Source organism: Streptomyces sp. NPDC048504 (assembly GCF_043200035.1).
Taxonomy (GTDB): domain Bacteria; phylum Actinomycetota; class Actinomycetes; order Streptomycetales; family Streptomycetaceae; genus Streptomyces.
Genome location: NZ_JBICXA010000005.1, coordinates 97,546 through 114,166, shown reverse-complemented (window position 1 = coordinate 114,166; position 16,621 = coordinate 97,546). Strand labels below are relative to the sequence as shown.

Sequence of the window (16,621 nt, the reverse complement as noted above, 5' to 3'; positions counted from 1 at the left end):
TCAGGCCTCCTCGGCCGGCGGTCCGGCCTGGACGTAGGCGGCCCGCATCACGTCCTCCAACTCGGCCTCGTCCATGGCGACTTCGGTCACCTCGTACCGCTCGATGACCTGTTTCAGCGCCTGATGGACGGTCGGCCCTTCGGCTCCGTCCGGGCCGAAGACCACCTGCGGGCCGTCGCGCCGCACGAGTGCGATGCCGGGCAGAGGTACGACCTCGGCGTGCGCGTCGGCGAGGGTCGCGCGGATCTGCCAGGTCGAGCCGAATTTACGGCGGATCTCGTCGAGGGTGCCGTCCAGGACCAGCCGGCCGTGGTTGATGAGGACGACCCGCTCGGCGAGCCGCGCGACCTCGGTCATGTCGTGCGTGGTCAGCAGGACCGTACGGCCGCGCTCCTCCACCTGGTGCCGCAGGAACTCCCGGACCTGCTCCTTCACGACCACGTCCATGCCGATGGTCGGCTCGTCGAGGAAGACGACCGGCGGGTCGTGCAGCAGAGCGGCGGCCAGGTCGCAGCGCACCCGCTGGCCCAGCGAGAGATGGCGGACCCGGGTGTCCCAGAAGGCGGACAGTTCGAGGATGTCGTCGAACTCCCGCAGCCGGGCAGCGTGTTGGGCCTTCGGCACCTCGTAGATGTCCCGCAGGATCGCGAACGACTCGCGCACCGGCAGGTCCCACCACAACTGGGTGCGCTGCCCGAACACCGCCCCGATGTTACGGGCGTTGCGCTCCCGCTCCTCGTACGGCACCACGCCCGCGACCCGGGCCTCGCCGGAGGTGGGCCTGAGGATGCCGGTGAGGATCTTGATGGTGGTGGACTTGCCGGCGCCGTTCGGGCCGAGCAGGGCGAGGAGTTCACCCGGGGCGACGTCGAAGGTCACGTCGGAGACGGCGTGCTTGGGCACACGCTCGGGGTTGACGAGGGAGCGCAGACCGCCGACGAGACCCGGCCGCCGTACGGTCGTGTGGAAGGTACGGGACAGGCCGCGCACCTCGATGGAACTGGCGCTCACTGGATCAGCCTTCGGGTGAGCCGGAACAGTGCGTTCATGATGCGGACCTCCTCGTCAGTCTGATCAGGTGGACGGTCGCCAGCAGCGACGCGCCCGACAGTACGGTCAACAGCCAGGGCACCGCGTGGATCCCGGAGGCCTCGATCCCGACGCCGAGCAGCGGCGGAGCCGCCACCCCGCCGACGTTCGAGGCCGCGATCACCCACGCCCCGGCACGCCTGGCCTGGGGAAGCGCCGAGTTGAGCCACGAAAGCCCCGTCGGGAAAACCGGCGCGATGAACAAGCCAACACCGGCGTACGCCACCGGTGCCACTCCTTTAACCAGCGTCAACAGCAGACACACCGTCATCCCGGCCGCGCACACCGCGAGGATGCACTCGGGGGCGTGGCGCATCGTGATCGGCACGACGAGGAAGCGGCCCGCCGTCATCATCAGCCAGTAGACCGAGGTCGCCGACGCGGCCACGGTGGCGGTGTAGCCGACCGTCTCCAGATGCGTGGGCTCCCAGCCGCCGACACCCGCCTCCACGGCCACGTTGAGGATGTAGAGGACCAGGAAGCCGACGAGGATCCGGGACAGGCCGAGCCCCCGGCTTCCCGTCGCTGCTGGTGGAGCGTCAGATACACGTGTACGTACGCCACTTGAGCCCGCGAACACGAGCACCGCCGCCAGCACCGCGCACGCCCCGAAGGCGTACGGGTAGCCTTCCGGGCCGAGCCAGGCCACGATCGCCGGGCCGAGCACCGCGCCGATGCCGAAGTGCGCGTTGAGCACGTTCAGCATCGCGGTGGAACGGTCGCCGAAGCCGACGGCGAAGAGCTGGTTGAGGCCGTAGTCGATCCCGCCGAAGCCGAGGCCGCCGAGGAACGCGGCGGTGAGCGCGAGCGGCCAGTTCGGCGCGAGTGCGAAACCGGCGCCGCCCGCCGCCATCAGGCCGTAACCCCACGCCAGCAGTGCCCTGTTGCTGATCCGGGAGTGGATCGCGTTGAAGGCGAGGACGCCGGCGACCCCGCCGGTGAAGTGCAGGCTCAGACCGAGGGCGGCGGCCGAGGGGGACAGGCCGAACTCGTGGCGCAGGCCCGGGATCGCGGGGCCGTAGAGGGCCTGGAGCATCCCGATGAGGATGAAGCCGACGCAGGACGCGACCGCGGCCGACCGGGCGAAGAGCCGGTCGGCCGCAGGCGATTTCGTGACTGTGCCAGTCAACTGGTCTCCGGGGTTTCCGAGTAGACGTTTTCCGAGAACACGAAGGAGAACTCGGTGGGTCGGGCGTTCAGGAAGTACTGCGGGAGCGGGCCCGGGCCGCAGGACTGCGAGCCGATGCCGTGCTGGCCGTGGTCGAGGTTCACCCAGACCGTGTCGCTGGGGGTGAGATCGGTGCGGTGGGTGGCCGCGTCGAGCTGCTCCGTCGTCCAGCGGCGGGCGGTGAACCAGAACTCAGGGTCGCCGTCGATCCGCAGCCCGCCGATCTCCGCCCAACGGACGTCGGGGCGGGCGCCGTTCTCCTGCGGGCGGACGTAGGGGGTCTGGAGGCCGTCGACCGTGGACTCCCAACGGCCCAGCAGCGAAGCCGACTTGGTGTCGGGGTACCCCTCGCCGGGACCGCCCCCGAACCACCGCACCCGGTCGGCGCTCGCGTCGATGCCGAAACGGATGCCCAACTTCGGCAGCGGGAAAGTCCAGTTGCCCTCGGGGCCCACGGACACCGTCAGCCGGAGTCGTGAACCGTCCGAGGTCCAGCGGTACACCGTGGCGAGGCCCACCTCCCAGGCGGCGGGGGCCACCCGGGTACGGACGGTCAGCGCGTCCTCGCTCAACTCCACGCCGTCCAGGCGGTGTCGCATGCGATGCAGGCCGAACTTCCGCCAGAGCAGGCCGAAGCGGACGTCCGTCTGCCAGGACGCGCCGTCGTCGTTGTCGGTGGGCGCCCGCCACACGTCGAGGCGGAGACCGGTGACGTCGACCGCGCCGATCGTCTTCAACTCACCGGTGCGCGCGTCGAAGGTGGCAGGACCGAGCGTGATCCGCCGCTCCCCGAGCACGGGCCCGGCGATGGCGGAGACCGACGGCAACGGGCGTGCCGTGACCGGGAATTGGCCCCAGCCGATGACATGTCCGGCGGGACCCCACGCGGTGTCGGCCGCGAGCGACGCCCGTACGGTCCACTGGGATTCGGCGCCGCCGGACCCCGTGGGCGGCGCGGGCAGCTTCACGTCGGCCGACTCGCCGGGTGCGAGCGCGGGCACGGTGAGGGCGCCCGACTCGACTGTCTCGCCGTCCACTTGGTACGACCAGGTGAAGGCCAGGGCGGAGAGGTCGGCGAAGTCGTACGCGTTGGTGATGCGTACGGTGCCGTCCGCACCGTCGCCTGTGATCCGGACCGGCTCGATCACCTTCTTGTACTCGACCAGGCCGGGGGAGGGCATGCGGTCCGGGAAGATCAGGCCGTCGCAGACGAAGTTCCCGTCGTGCAGCTCCTCGCCGAAGTCACCGCCGTACGCGAAGCCGAAGCGCTCGTCCTTGATGCCGTGGTCGATCCACTCCCAGACGAAACCGCCCTGGAGCCGGTCGTACGACTCGAAGAGGCGCTGGTAGTCGGCGAGTCCGCCGGGGCCGTTGCCCATGGCGTGGGCGTACTCGCAGAGGAGGAAGGGGAGTTGACGGCGTTTGTGGGGGCCGCCGTCCAGGGCCCGGCCGATGCGCTCGACCTCGGCGTGGTCGGCGTACATCCGTGAATAGACGTCCGTGTCACGGCAGTTGATGTCGCCCTCGTAGTGCACGAGGCGGGACGAGTCGCGGGCGTGGATCCACTCGGACATGGCCGTCAGGCCGCGACCGGTGCCGGCCTCGTTGCCCAGGGACCAGATGACGATCGACGGGTGGTTCTTGTCGCGCTCCACCATGCGGGCCGCGCGGTCCAGCAGCGCGGGGGTCCAGCGGTCGTCGTCAACGGGGTTGTCGCGCCAGGCCTGTTCGGTGAAACCGTGGGTCTCCAGGTCGCACTCGTCGATGACCCACAGGCCGTACTCGTCGCACAGGTCCAGGAAGTCGGGGTGCGGCGGATAGTGCGAGGTGCGGACGGCGTTGATGTTGTGCCGCTTCATCAGCAGCACGTCCTCCCTCATGGTCTCCAGGTCGAGGGCACGGCCCTTCTCCGGGTGCCATTCATGGCGGTTGACGCCCTTGAAGAGGATCGCCTTGCCGTTGACCTTGATCAGGCCGTCGGAGAGTTCGACGGTCCGGAAACCGATGCGCAGCGGGACGCGTTCGCCTTCGGTGGTGAGCAACCCCTCGTACAGGTACGGGGTTTCGGCCGTCCATGGCCGCACCGGCACGGTGACCGACTCGCCGGTCGCGACATCGATGTCCAGGGCGGGCACGGTGACGCGGCCGTCGACGTCGGAGTCGACGCTGAGGGTGCCCGCGCCGCCGAGATGGTCGTAGGAGGCGTGGACGAAGAAGTCGAGGGCGCTGCCCGGCGGGCGGTGCAGCAGGGTGACGTCACGGAAGATGCCGGGCAGCCACCACTGGTCCTGGTCCTCCAAGTAGGAGCCCGCGGACCACTGGTGGACGCGGACGGCGAGGACGTTGCCGCTCGGCTTGAGCAGGTGCTCGACGGCGAACTCGTGCGGCAGCCTCGACCCCTTGAACTCGCCGACGTCCGTGCCGTTCAGCCAGACACGGGCGCAGGACTCCACCCCGTCGAAGCGCAGCACGGCCCCGCCGTCCGAGGGCCACTCGGACGGCAGGTCGAACGTGCGGAGGTGGTCGCCGGTCGGGTTCTCGGTCGGGACGCGGGGCGGGTCGACCGGGAAGGGGTAGAGGTGGTTGGTGTAGATGGGGGAGCCGTGGCCCTGCAGGACCCAGTGGCCGGGGACCGTGACCTCGGCCCAGTCCCCGGCGTCGTAGCCCTCCCCGGCGAACGAGTCGTCCTCGGCGTCGGCCGTCGCCGACACACGGAGACGCCAACTGCCGTTCAGCGACAGTGACTTCGTGTCCGGGGACGCGTACCGGGCGCGGGGCGGGAGGGCTCCGCTGCCCGGTGAGACGTCCTCGATGTAGTCGGCGGCGGTGCTGGAAGTCATGGATCTCCAGGTCGTGAGATGCGGGTGTCAGCCCTTGATACCGGTCTGTGCGATGCCCTGGACCAGCCAGCGCTGGAGGAAGAGGAACACGAAGACCAGGGGCAGGATGGAAACTGCGGTGGCCATGAAGATGAGATGGAAGTTGACGGTCTGGTTCGTCATGAACGACGACAGGGCGATCTGGACGGTCCAGGAGTCCGGGTCCTGGCCGATGACCAGCGGCCAGAGGAACGCGTTCCAACCGCTGATGAACGTGATCGTGGCGATCGCCGCGAAGAAGTTCAGCGAGTTGGGCACGACGATCCGCCAGTACGCGCCCCAGTAGCCGAGCCCGTCCACGCGTGCCGCCTCCTCCAACTCCTTGGGGAACCCCAGGAAGTACTGCCGGAAGAGGAAGCACGTGAAACCACTGAAGAGGCCCGGGATGATGAGCCCCCGGTAGGTGTCGACCCAGCCGAGCGACGAGACGAGCACGAAACTCGGCACGAAGGTCACGGCTGTGGGGACCATCAGGGTCGCCAGAACGGCGTAGAAGACCTTGTTGGAGTGCTTGTAGGGGATGCGGGCCAGGCCGTAGCCGGCCAGCGAGCAGACCAGGAGCGTGCCCACGGTCATCAGGACGGCGACGACCGTGGAGTTCCACAAGGAGCGGCCGAACTGGACGGTGGGGTCGTCGAACAGCTCGGAGATGTTGCCCCATTGGAAGGAGGGGAGCAGCTTCCAGTTCTCGCCGGTGATCTCCGGGTCCGTGGAGAGGGCGTTGCGGACGATCAGGTAGAAGGGGAGCAGGAAGAGCAGGGCGGCGACACCGACGGCGAGATACAGGCCGGTGTTGCCGAGGATGCCGCCGCGCTTCTTGCGGTTCTTGCCCAAGTGCGGTGCGGTGGTGGTCACTTGGCCTCCTCCCCTCGTCCGAAGCCCATGATCTTGCCCTGGGCGAGGGTGACGATGCAGATCAGCAGGGACAGGATGACCGCGCCCGCGCTGCCGGCGCCGTAGTCCTGGCTGGTGCCGAGGGCCGTCTTGTACAGCTCCATGAGCGGGGTCTGGGCCCAAGTCGCCTTGGTTCCGATGATGTTGAAGAACTCGTCGAACGCCTGGTAGGCGGCGATGAGCAGCAGCAGGATCACCGCTGTTGACGTGGCCCGGAGTTGGGGCAGGGTGATGTGCCGGAAGGTCTGCCAGCCCGGCTTGGCTCCGTCGATGGCGGCGGCCTCGTACAGTTCGGCCGGGATGTTCTGCAGCGCGGCCAGGAACAGGATCATGTAGAAGCCGGCCTGGATCCACAGGCGCAGGGTCACGATGACCAGCCAGTACCAGGGCGGGCTCGGGTTCGCCAGATAGGCGATGTTGTCGACGCCGAACCAGCCGAGGACGGTGTTCATCAGGCCGAAGCGGACGCCGCTGAAGATGGACATCTTCCAGATCAGCGCGGCGGCGACGTACGAGACGGCGGTCGGCAGGAAGAACACCGACCGGAAGAACGCCCGCATGAACCGGAGTTGGTTCACCAGCAGGGCCAGACCCAGCGACAGCGCCCATGTGGTCGGCACGATGAACGCGGCGAACACCGTGAACGTCAGCAGTGATTCAGGGAAGTTGCTGTTGGTCAGGATCTGTTTGTAGTTGTCGAAGCCGATGAAATGGCTCGGTGTGACGGTGTAGCGGGCGTCGAAGAAGCTGAGCCAGATGCTCCATCCGATGGGGACGAAGACGAAGATCACCAGGCCGATGAGGAACGGGCCGGTGAAGAGCCAGAAGTTCAGGGTGGCGTTGCCACGCAGGCCCCGCCGCGGCCGGGCCTGGGAGGCCTTGGCCGTGGCGGGCTGCGCGACCCCGCGCGTGGTGGTGGTCGACATCTCGGGTTCCGTCCGCCGGCCTATCCGAACAGCTTCTTGAGCTCGACGTTGACCTTTTTGTCGCAGGCGTCGAGCGCGGCTTCCGGATTGCCGTTCTTGCGCACGGAGTTGGCGATCACGTCGCCGAACGCGGTGAGCATGGTCTGGTCGAAGCCGATGTTGTCGAAGTGGCCGTAGTCGGTGAAGAGCTTGACGCCCTCGGCGGGCAGACCGGACTTGAGCTTGGTGGCCTCGGCGGCGATCGAGGAGCGCGGCGGGATGTGGAAGCCGTAGGACAGCGCCCAGTCCTCCTGGTACTTCTTCTGGTCGATCCACAGCCACTTGACGTAGGCCTTGGCCGCCTCGACGTTCTCGCCCTTGGCGTTGACGAACATCGACCAACCGCCGTTGTACACCGACTGCTTGCCGCTGCTGCCGATGCTCGGGAAGGGGAAGATGCCCAGGTCGTCGCCGAGCGCCTTCTGCATCGCAGGCATGGACCACATGCCGCCCCACTGGATGGCGCACAGGCCCTGGTTGAGCGAGGACGGGTCCCAGAAGTCGGTCGGTGCGTCGAGCAGCACATGGCCGCTGGTGAACAACTGGCGGAGCTTCTTGAGGCCTTCGACGACCCCGTCCGTGTGGTAGGCGATCTGGTTGTTGGCGTCGAGTGTGTCGGCGCCGGCCGACCAGATGATCGGGTTCTGGACCGCGGTGAAGTCGTTGCCGAGGTAGGCGCCCTTGACCTTGCTCGTGGTCAGCTTGGCGGCGGCCTCCAGCAACTCGTCGAGCGTGGTGGGGACTTCGACCTTGGCCTTCTCCAGCATCGACTTGCGGTAGTAGAAGAACTGCGGGTCGTCGATCATCCGGATCCCGTAGATCTTCCCGTCGACCGTGTGCGACTTGATGTCGGCCGGGTTGAAGTCGTCCTTGACCGGATCGATGATGTCGCTCAGGTCGGCCACCTGTCCGCTCTTGACCAGCTGCAGCTGCGGGTGGAACTCGAAGACGTCGGGCGCCTGCTTGGTGAGCAGGGACGAGAAGAGCTTGGCCTCGAAGTTGTTGCCGGTGATCCAGTTCGTGGTCACGTCGGCCTTGGAGTACGCCTTCGCGTACCGCTTGATCGCCTGCTCGGTCCCGGCCTCGCCGTACGCGTGGAAGTACTGGACGAGCTGCTTGCCCGAACCGGAGCCCCCGCCCCGCCCGTTGTTGCTGCCGCAGGCAGCCAGGGTGCCGGCTGCGGCCATCCCCGCGGCCGCCCGGAATATAGATCGGCGGGACCAGTTGCTGTTGCTCATTGCCGACATGGTGACGTCCTTGTCTCTCGCGCGGCTGCGGCTCCACGGCTCAGCGGCACGTGGCCCAAATCGAGGTGCGGTGCGGGACGTTAACCTTCGCCTAAGCCTTCGGCAAGGGGTTGGACGAAGTCTGTTCGAAGCGTTGCGTGATGTTCGGGATACCGGACGTGACGAAGGCGCGGGCCGCCGCGGAGGCGACCCGCACCCTGCACTCAGGTGGTCATTACACCTTTGACCAGGCCTCGTTGGCCCCGCCGTTGCAGCTGTAGAGGATCACCTTGCTGCCGTCCGTGGTCGCCTGCCCGCTCACGTCGAGGCACTTCCCGGACGCCTCGCTGAGAATCTGGCCGTTGGCGTTCAGGAGCCATCGCTGGCCGGGATCACCCGTGAAGCCGGCGGCGGTCGTCAGCCCCGAACTCCCCACCGTCAGATACCCGTTGGCACTTTTCAGGCCGCCCTTCGCGTCGTACGACCACGCCTGCTCGGCCCCGCCCGTGCAGGTGCCGATCGCGGCTCCGGAAGTGTCCGCCGTCAGGCACTTGCCGGACTGCTTGCCCTGGAGAGCGCCCGTGACGGCGGTCGAACTCCCATGTCCCTTACCGCCTTTGCGGTCCCTTTGGTCGAAGACGTACGTCGTGATCGAGCGGGCAGCGAGGCTCGTGGACACCGTGGAGCCGCTCGCATCGGGCTTCGCGACCTTCGCCCAGTTCTCCGTTGCCGAGGTGCGGACCGCCTGCGTCGCCCGCACCGGAACCTTGCTGTTGAAGTGCAGATTCAGCGAAGTGTCCGTCGTGTTCTGGTTGTTGACCACGACGACCCACTTGCCGTCCCGGTCGTACGAGCTCACCTCGACACCGCTCGGCGCACCCGTCACGTTGTGCGCGACCGAGCCCGGGGTGACGAACTTGCTGTACTGGCCGAGCGCGTAGTACCGCTTGGTGAAGTACAGGGTCTGGTTGCCGTTCGTCGCGTAGTCGGGGTCGTAGTAGATCAGACCGTCGTTCCAGCCGACGTCGTTGCGCGCGGCCGGGTCCGTGCCGTAGCCGCTCGCGAGGGCCACCCACCACTGGAACGCCGAGTCGTGCGAGCTCGCGAAGTCCTTGTAGATGATCCGGGACATCAGGAGGGCGTTGTCGATGGTCGGGTCGTACTCCTGGTTCCAGCCCGTGCTGCCCTTGCCGAAGCAGCAGATCTCGGTGGCCCAGGAGTCCTTGCCGACAGTCTTCGCGGTCTCGTAGACGTTGCCCAACTGGCCGTCGTTCGGGTTGTTGTACGTGTGGTGCGCCAGCTTCGATACGTACTGCGCGGTGTCCGGCTGCGAGATCCACTGCGGGACCTCGGTCGAGAAGCTGACCGTGCTGCTCGACTCGTCGGCGATGATCGACGTCTTCTGGTGCCGGGCCTTCTGCTCGGCGCCCAACGCCCGCACGATGTCGTCGCGTTGGTCGACGGTGACCTGCATACCCTCCTGGCCGCAGTCGCCGAAATTGTTGTTCGGCTCGTTGAAGGGGCTGATGTAGTCGAACTTCGCGCCCTGTTTCGCGAAGTGGGCGGTGACGTCGGCGACGTACGTCGCGTAGTCGCGCTCGTTCTCCGGCTTCAACTGACCGCCACAGCTCTGCCCGTTGGTCGTCCACTGCGCGGGCGCGCTGTTGACGAAGCCGATCAGGTCCTGCACGCCGTACTGCGCGGCGTACTTGAGGAACGTCCGACCGCCCTTGTCCTTGCTCCAGTCGTAGGTGCCGTCGGCGTTGAGGAAGTCCTGCGCGGCGCGGGCCGGGGTGGTGACCGCGGTTCCGCCACCGCCGATGTTGTACCGGTAGGAGGACAGGTCCAACCCCTGCTTGGAGAACAGGAGTTGGGCCACCCTGGCCTGGACCGCGGGCGTGAAGTTCTGCAGGTCGTTGACCCACCAGGCGCCGGACGCGCCGATGTTGTCGATGGTCTGGGCCGCGTGGGGGGAGACTTCGGCCGGTGCGACGCCGTCGGCGGTCGCGGGCGGCGCGGAAAGCAGGGCCCCGGTGACAGCCAGCGCGGCTGCCGCTGTCGCGAGGATCGTTCTCCTGGGGTGGGGGTGAGTCACGTGCATCCCTTCCGTCGTCATGAAGGTGGTGCGATACGGCTCCTTGCGATCTTCTTGCCTGCCCTCTGCCCCACCGACTGAAGTGCCCCTTCGAGTGCGAACGTCGCCGCGCCCAGGCACGCCGGGTCGGTGAGAATGGGGGAGAGGACGATCTGGGTGGCGGCGAACGGCCGCCTGAGCGCGTGCCGTTGGACGGCCTCGCGCACCTCGTGCAGCAGGGGATCGCCGAGCCTGCGGGCGACCCAGCTGCTGAGCACGACGACTTCGGGGTTGAGGATGTTGACCAGGTTGGCGATGCCCGCACCGATGTAACGGGCCGTCTCCCGCACGACTTTGAGCGCCACGGGGTCGTTCGTGGTCACGGCGCGGGCCAGGGCGTCGATGGTGGCCGTCTGGTCGTCGGGGTGCAGCAGCGGGCTCTGCGGGCTCAACTCCCGTAGGTTCAGCATGATTCCGGGCGCGCCGACGTACGCCTCCACGCAGCCGTGGTTGCCGCAGCGGCACAACCGCCCGTCCAGCACGAGCGTCGTATGGCCCCACTCGCCCGCGCTGTTGCTCACCCCCCGGTACAGCGCCCCGCCGAGCGCGAGCCCCGCGCCGACCCCGGTCCCGAGGTTGACCACCACCGCGTCCCCGCGCCCGCGCGCCGCCCCGAACCACATCTCGGCGACCGCACAGGCGCGCAGCGGATTGTCCAGGTACAGGGGATAGGCGATCACTTCGGACAACAGGTCGAGCAACGGCACGTCGTGCCAGTCCCAGTTGGGCGCGTACTCCGAGACACCGGTGTCGCGGTCCACCTGTCCCGGCACGCTCACCCCGACGCCGAGCACCCGCGCGCCCTCGATGCCGGCCTGCGCGACCACCGAGCCGACGGCGGCGGCCACATGGCTGACCACCTGCTCGGGCAGGCTCTCGCCGGGGCGCATGTCCTCGTCGGCGCGGGCCAGCACGTTCAGTGCCAGGTCGAAGAGTTCGACATGGACGTACGTCTCCGCGATGTCGACGCCGATCAGCGCGGCCCCCGACGCGTTGACCGCCACGAGACCGCGCGGGCGGCCCCCCGCCGAGTCCTCGAAACCGACCTCGGTGATCATCCGGAGGTCGAGCAGCTCACCGACGAGCGTGGCCACCGTGGCCAGGCTCAGCCCGGTCGCGGCGGCCAACTCCTGCCGGGAGGTGGGCGATTCGGCGATGATCTGGCGCAGCACCTCGTAGCGGTTCGCGGTACGGATGTCGCGTGACGTGCGCTTGGCCGGAGCGGTCGCCATCCCTTCCCCCTTGCGTCATGCCGAGGCACGACGGCACCGGCGCGGCGCAAGGCTATGGGCAGCGGGCGACGTTCGACAAGGGGTTAGGAAAGGGGCCATACAAAGTCGCCGCCCAGCCGGTCACGCGATCAGTCGCCGAGGACGTCCCGGACGAAGGAGTTGGCGAACTTGCCCTCCGGGTCGAGGTCCCGCGCCAGCGCCGCGAAGTCGCCGAGCCGCGGATAGCGCCCGCGCAGCACCTCCGCCGGAGTGGTGAACACCTTGCCCCAGTGCGGCCGCGCGTCGAAGGCATCCAGTGCCTCCTCCAGTCGTCGCACCACGGGCAGCACCGTCTCCGTGTCCTCGATCCAGGTGAAGTGCAGGGCGACCGTGTCCCGCCCGTACGAGGGGCTCAGCCACTGCGCGTCGGCGGCGACCGTGCGCACCTCGCAGGTCTGCAGGACACCGGCGACCGTCTCCCGGATGCCGTCGACCGCGTGCAGCGCGTCGAGTGCGGCCGACCGCGGCAGCAGGTACTCCGACTGCAGCTCCGCCCCGCTGCTCGGCGTGAACTCCGCCCGGAAGTGCGGCAGTCGCTCGTGCCACGGCCCCGCCACCCCGAGCTGCTCGGTGGTGTTGACCGCGGGCATCCCCGGCACCGGGTGCAGTGCCACCGTCGCGGGCGCCGCCCACGGGAAGTCGGTCAGCGGCTGGTCGGTGCGCCGCTTCAGCCACACCTGCCGGAAGCCCGGCTCGCGCCAGTCGGTGAACAGACTCACGCTGTACGCCGATGCCGCCACCGTCTCGAAGTCCAGCCCGGCGAGCGGCAGTTCGGTGAAGACGTGCTGCTCGACCTCGAAGGCCGGCTCCAGGTCGAGGGTGAGCGAGGTGACGACGCCGAGCGCGCCGAGGGAGGTCACGGCACCGTCGAAGCGGTCGTCGCCGCGCGCGATCGTGACCGTGGAGCCGTCCGCCGTCACGATCTCGACCTCGCGGACGGCCGACGCGAGCGAGCCGTTGCGGACCCCCGAGCCATGTGTGCCGGTCGCCACCGAACCGGCCACCGAGATGTGCGGCAGGGACGCCATGTTGGGCAGCGCGAGCCCGTGCCCGGCCACCCGGCGGGCCAGCTCCGCGTACCGGACGCCGCCCGACACCCGTACCGTCCGGGCCGTCGTGTCCACGTCGAACTCGGGCGGCAGCACGGCGGTCGACAGCAGGGTGCCGTCGGGGCCCGGCTCGGCGATCTCGTTGAAGGAGTGGCCGCTGCCCAGCACCCGTACCCGCGCGCTCTCGGCCACGAGGGTCCTGAGCGCGTCGAGTGTGTGCGGGCGGTGGAGTTCCTTCGCCGCGTAGGTGATGTTGCCGGCCCAGTTGGTGACCGTCTCCGTCATGCCTGTCGTCCCTCCGGGAGCGTGCGTTCGCGTGTCCTGCCCCAGGGGTCGGTGCGCCACAGCCGGGCGTGGATCAGCCCGACGAGGAGGACTCCTGCTGCTGCCGCAGCATAAGTCGGCAGCGGATGTGCCTGCGTATCGGTGTAGTGCCAGCAGACGGCCGCGGCGACGATCAGCACCCAGCCGGAGAGGACGTTGGCGGTGGCGGAGGGACGGAACGGGCCGGGGCTGATCCCTTCACCCGTGCTGCCCATCACGTAGTACGGGAGGCCGTTCCCCGCGCAGAAGCCGGCGGCGAGACCGAGGACGAGCGTACCGATCATGGTGCTCAACTCCTTTGAGGCGATGGGGTGTTCCTCCGGGCCGGCCCGCTGCCTAGGCCGCTCATGACGAGGTCGACGAGTCGGCGCAGCCGGCCGCGGAGCAGCTCCGGGGTGCCGTCGGACTGGCCGATGCCGACGGTCGCGGCGAGCAGGAGTGCGGCGGTCTCGCGTGGTTCGGGAGCGTCGGCGAGCAGATCCACCAGCGCGTCGAGCAGTCCTTCCTCGGCCGAGGTCAGACCCATCGCGGCGGCCTCCGCGACCAGCTCCTGCCGGAATCGGGCCTCAGTGACACCGATCGCGGTCTCCAGCTTCACCGCGAGCACGCCGTAGACCTGGTCGGCCGGAGTGCCCTCGGCGTCGCGGGCGCGGTGGGCGGCGGCCGTCATGAGGTCGGTGACCCGGGCGGCGACGGCGGCGAAGACGTCCTGCTTGTTCGCGAAGTGCTGGTACAGCGCGGGCCGGGACACACCCGCGGCGCGCGCGAGGAGTTCCATCGAGGTCTGCCGGAACCCGTACCGGCTGAAGACGTCGACGGCCGCCGTGACGATGTCGTCCCGCTTGCTCACGCTGACAAGTCTGACGAGAAATGTCAGCCACGTCAATGCTTCGGATTTCGTTGCGATGTTGGCGCATGGGTGCGGTATTCGATGGAGGTATGGCCATCGACATACGGCATCGGTAGTCTCCGACGGTATGACCGACCGCCTCCCGCAGACCGACCTCACCCGACACCGCCGCCTCGCCGAACAGGGCAGCCTCGACCGTGCCGACCTGGAAGCGATCCTCGACGCCGGTTTCGTCTGTCACTTGGGGGTCGTGATCGAGGGGCGGCCCGTCGTAGTCCCCACGGTGTACGGGAGGTACGGGAGGGAGCTGTACGTCCACGGGTCCGTCGCGAGTCGTAGTCTCGCGGGTGGAGCCCCCGTGTGCGTCACCGTCACGCATGTCGACGGGCTGGTGCTGGCCCGCTCGGTGTTCGAGCACGGGGTGAACTACCGCAGCGCGATGATCCACGGGGTGCCCCGCAAGGTCACCGACCCGGAGGAGAAACTGGCCGGCCTGCGCCGCCTCACCGAACACGCCACGCCCGGGCAGTGGTCGTACGCCAGGCAGCCCAACCGCAAGGAACTCGCGGCCACCACCCTGCTCGCCCTCTCCTTGGAGGAGGCGTCGGTCAAGATCCGCACCGGCGGCCCCGACGACGGCGACGGCCCGGACGCGGACCTGGCGGTATGGGCGGGAACGCTCCCCCTGACCTCCACCTGGGGCACGCCCGTCCCGGACCCCGCACTGCCCCCGGGCATCCCGGTACCGCACCACATCACCCACCGCGAGGGAGCGGAACAGGGCTGACCTGATCGCCCCAACCCCGCCCACCCCCATGCCCTAGGGGCGCGGGGCTGTGTCGATATGCGGCTCCGCCGTGAGGGCGCGCCCAGCCGCAAAGCCCCCGCCCCGCCCGCGGCCGGCCCGACCTGCCCCACCCCGGCCCACCCCCATCCCCTAAGGGGCGCGGGGAACTGCGCACCCAGCCACGACGCACCCGCACCCCGCAAACAACCCGAGCCCCCACCCCCGTCCCGTCCGCCCAAGCCACGACGCCCCCGCACCCCGCAATCAACCCGAGCCCCCACCCCCGTCCCGTCCGCCCAAGCCACGACGCACCCGCACCCCGCAAACAACCCGCCCCCCCACCCTCGTCCCGTCCACCCCAGCCAAACCCACCCGAACCGCACCACACCGACCCCCCACTCCCCCCGCCCAACCGCCGGAGGCATACCGTGAGGAGTCGTACGCCTGAGCAGGGCCCCTGAGCCGGGAGGAGATACGGGATGGGCAGCCGCACCGCGCTGGTCGAGGATCTGATGGAGCGCTTTCCGCATGTGCCGCGGGAGGCCGTCTTCAAGGAGGACCTGCTGCGCGGGGGAGTCGCCTTCGACCCGTCCGCGCTCAGCGACAACGAGGGCGGTGAGGTGAAGCCGAAGTCGTACTTCATCTTCTCCTTCGACCACGGCACCCTGCCCGAGCTGGGCGAGGCCGCGTTGAGGCGTCCGCCCGAGGAGATCATCCTCACCGGTGGGCCGTACGACCTGCGGCGGACCGTCGTGTCCGTGCGGGTGAACCCGGCCTCGCCGTACCGCGTGGCCTCCGACGAGGACGGTGTCCTCGGGCTGTACCTCGACGGGAAGCGGATCGCGGACGTCGGGGTGCCGCCGATGCCGGAGTACTACCGGCACAAGCTCGCCAACGGGAAGTCCGTCATGGAGGTGGCCCCCACCATCCAGTGGGGCTATCTGATCTACCTGACCGTCTTCCGGGTCTGCCAGTACTTCGGCGCCAAGGAGGAGTGCCAGTACTGCGACATCAACCACAACTGGCGCCAGCACAAGGCCGCCGGCCGCCCGTACACGGGGGTCAAGGACGTCGAAGAGGTCCTCGAAGCCCTGGAGATCATCGACCGGTACGACACCGCGAAGGTGTCCACCGCCTACACCCTCACCGGCGGCGCGATCACCAAGACCGTCGCCGGGCGCGACGAGGCCGACTTCTACGGCCACTACGCCAAGGCCATCGAGGAGCGTTTCCCGGGGCGGTGGATCGGCAAGGTCGTAGCCCAGGCGCTGCCTAAGGACGACGTACAGCGGTTCAAGGACTACGGCGTGCAGATCTACCACCCCAACTACGAGGTGTGGGACGAGTATCTCTTCAAGCTGCACTGCCCGGGCAAGGAGCGTTACGTCGGCCGCGCCGAGTGGCACAAGCGGATCCTCGACTCCGCGGAGATCTTCGGCGCGCGCAATGTCATCCCCAACTTCGTTGCGGGCGTGGAGATGGCGGAGCCGTTCGGCTTCAAGACCGTCGACGAGGCGATCGCGTCGACCACCGAGGGCCTGCGTTTCTTCATGTCGCAGGGCATCACGCCCCGCTTCACGACATGGTGCCCGGAGCCAACTACCCCGCTGGGCAAGGCCAATCCGCAGGGCGCTCCGCTGGAGTACCACATCCGGCTGCTGGAGGCCTACCGCGCGACGATGGAGGACTTCGGCCTCAAGTCCCCGCCCGGATACGGCGAACCGGGTCCCGGCCGCGCGGTCTTCTCCGTCAGCTCCTTCATGGACAGTCTCCCCGCCCAGCCCGCAGAGGAGCCCGCGCCTTTGTAAGGTAACGGTGTGGCCAACTCCTGCGACGGGTGAGCCTGGAGGGGCTCGGACACGTACAACTGCACAGAGGCGACTGACAGTCACCGTAATTGAATACGTGGCTTGTCAGTTGTGTGGGATGCGTGAAAGGCTCTGGCCCTGTCACGAGGCAGCCCCCCTCCAACTCGCTTACTGTCA

13 protein-coding genes are annotated in these 16,621 nt (G+C 68.6%); 2 read left to right on the top strand and 11 right to left on the bottom strand.

Annotated elements, in window-relative coordinates; genetic code table 11:
* From ACGFY9_RS14320 to ACGFY9_RS14270, 11 genes are all read right to left on the bottom strand, one after another.
* A complete protein-coding gene (locus tag ACGFY9_RS14320) occupies positions 1-1,011 on the bottom strand; it encodes an ATP-binding cassette domain-containing protein (RefSeq protein WP_393754023.1) in 1,011 nt (336 codons plus the stop codon).
* Between the two features lie 34 nt (positions 1,012-1,045).
* Entirely contained in the window at positions 1,046-2,218 is a 1,173-nt protein-coding gene (locus tag ACGFY9_RS14315) for an MFS transporter (RefSeq protein WP_393754022.1), read from the bottom strand.
* Entirely contained in the window at positions 2,215-5,097 is a 2,883-nt protein-coding gene (locus ACGFY9_RS14310; RefSeq protein ID WP_393754021.1) for a glycoside hydrolase family 2 TIM barrel-domain containing protein, read from the bottom strand. The genes ACGFY9_RS14315 and ACGFY9_RS14310 overlap by 4 nt, the downstream gene beginning before the upstream one ends.
* A 27-nt stretch (positions 5,098-5,124) precedes the next feature.
* Positions 5,125-5,991: a carbohydrate ABC transporter permease gene (locus tag ACGFY9_RS14305; RefSeq protein ID WP_393754020.1), complete on the bottom strand. Its 867-nt coding sequence runs from the start codon at positions 5,989-5,991 to the stop codon at positions 5,125-5,127.
* Positions 5,988-6,956 carry a carbohydrate ABC transporter permease gene (locus tag ACGFY9_RS14300; protein WP_393754019.1) on the bottom strand — a complete coding sequence of 323 codons (969 nt, stop codon included), beginning with the start codon at positions 6,954-6,956 and terminating at the stop codon, positions 5,988-5,990. The genes ACGFY9_RS14305 and ACGFY9_RS14300 overlap by 4 nt, the downstream gene beginning before the upstream one ends.
* 20 nt (positions 6,957-6,976) lie before the next feature.
* Positions 6,977-8,242, bottom strand: a complete 1,266-nt coding sequence (locus ACGFY9_RS14295) for an ABC transporter substrate-binding protein (protein WP_393754018.1) — start codon at positions 8,240-8,242, stop codon at positions 6,977-6,979.
* A gap of 214 nt (positions 8,243-8,456) precedes the next feature.
* On the bottom strand, positions 8,457-10,322 hold the full coding sequence (locus tag ACGFY9_RS14290) for a glycoside hydrolase (RefSeq protein WP_393754488.1): 1,866 nt from the start codon (positions 10,320-10,322) through the stop codon (positions 8,457-8,459).
* 11 nt (positions 10,323-10,333) lie between these two features.
* Positions 10,334-11,587, bottom strand: coding sequence for an ROK family transcriptional regulator (locus ACGFY9_RS14285; RefSeq protein WP_393754017.1), 1,254 nt, complete (start codon positions 11,585-11,587; stop codon positions 10,334-10,336).
* Positions 11,588-11,715: 128 nt separating this feature from the next.
* Entirely contained in the window at positions 11,716-12,960 is a 1,245-nt protein-coding gene (locus tag ACGFY9_RS14280; protein ID WP_393754016.1) for a D-arabinono-1,4-lactone oxidase, read from the bottom strand.
* Complete coding sequence (locus ACGFY9_RS14275) at positions 12,957-13,283, bottom strand: hypothetical protein (protein WP_393754015.1); 327 nt, start codon at positions 13,281-13,283, stop codon at positions 12,957-12,959. Before ACGFY9_RS14275 ends, ACGFY9_RS14280 begins: the two co-directional genes overlap by 4 nt.
* A 5-nt stretch (positions 13,284-13,288) precedes the next feature.
* Entirely contained in the window at positions 13,289-13,849 is a 561-nt protein-coding gene (locus ACGFY9_RS14270; RefSeq protein WP_393754014.1) for a TetR/AcrR family transcriptional regulator, read from the bottom strand.
* A gap of 127 nt (positions 13,850-13,976) precedes the next feature.
* Here ACGFY9_RS14270 and ACGFY9_RS14265 point away from each other — a divergent pair, with 127 nt between their 5' ends.
* Positions 13,977-14,636, top strand: coding sequence for a pyridoxamine 5'-phosphate oxidase family protein (locus tag ACGFY9_RS14265; RefSeq protein ID WP_393754013.1), 660 nt, complete (start codon positions 13,977-13,979; stop codon positions 14,634-14,636).
* Between the two features lie 479 nt (positions 14,637-15,115).
* Positions 15,116-16,444 carry a radical SAM protein gene (locus ACGFY9_RS14260; protein WP_393754012.1) on the top strand — a complete coding sequence of 443 codons (1,329 nt, stop codon included), beginning with the start codon at positions 15,116-15,118 and terminating at the stop codon, positions 16,442-16,444.
* Positions 16,445-16,621 lie beyond the last annotated feature (177 nt).

Excerpts from the sequence above, each read along its gene's own strand:
- ACGFY9_RS14310 (WP_393754021.1), bottom strand. The coding sequence starts at position 5,097 with ATGACTTCCAGCACCGCCGCCGACTACATCGAGGACGTCTCACCGGGC.
- ACGFY9_RS14300 (WP_393754019.1), bottom strand. The coding sequence starts at position 6,956 with ATGTCGACCACCACCACGCGCGGGGTCGCGCAGCCCGCCACGGCCAAG.
- ACGFY9_RS14295 (WP_393754018.1), bottom strand. The coding sequence starts at position 8,242 with ATGTCGGCAATGAGCAACAGCAACTGGTCCCGCCGATCTATATTCCGG.
- ACGFY9_RS14290 (WP_393754488.1), bottom strand. The coding sequence starts at position 10,322 with ATGCACGTGACTCACCCCCACCCCAGGAGAACGATCCTCGCGACAGCG.
- ACGFY9_RS14285 (WP_393754017.1), bottom strand. The coding sequence starts at position 11,587 with ATGGCGACCGCTCCGGCCAAGCGCACGTCACGCGACATCCGTACCGCG.
- ACGFY9_RS14280 (WP_393754016.1), bottom strand. The coding sequence starts at position 12,960 with ATGACGGAGACGGTCACCAACTGGGCCGGCAACATCACCTACGCGGCG.
- ACGFY9_RS14275 (WP_393754015.1), bottom strand. The coding sequence starts at position 13,283 with ATGATCGGTACGCTCGTCCTCGGTCTCGCCGCCGGCTTCTGCGCGGGG.
- ACGFY9_RS14265 (WP_393754013.1), top strand. The coding sequence starts at position 13,977 with ATGACCGACCGCCTCCCGCAGACCGACCTCACCCGACACCGCCGCCTC.
- ACGFY9_RS14260 (WP_393754012.1), top strand. The coding sequence starts at position 15,116 with ATGGGCAGCCGCACCGCGCTGGTCGAGGATCTGATGGAGCGCTTTCCG.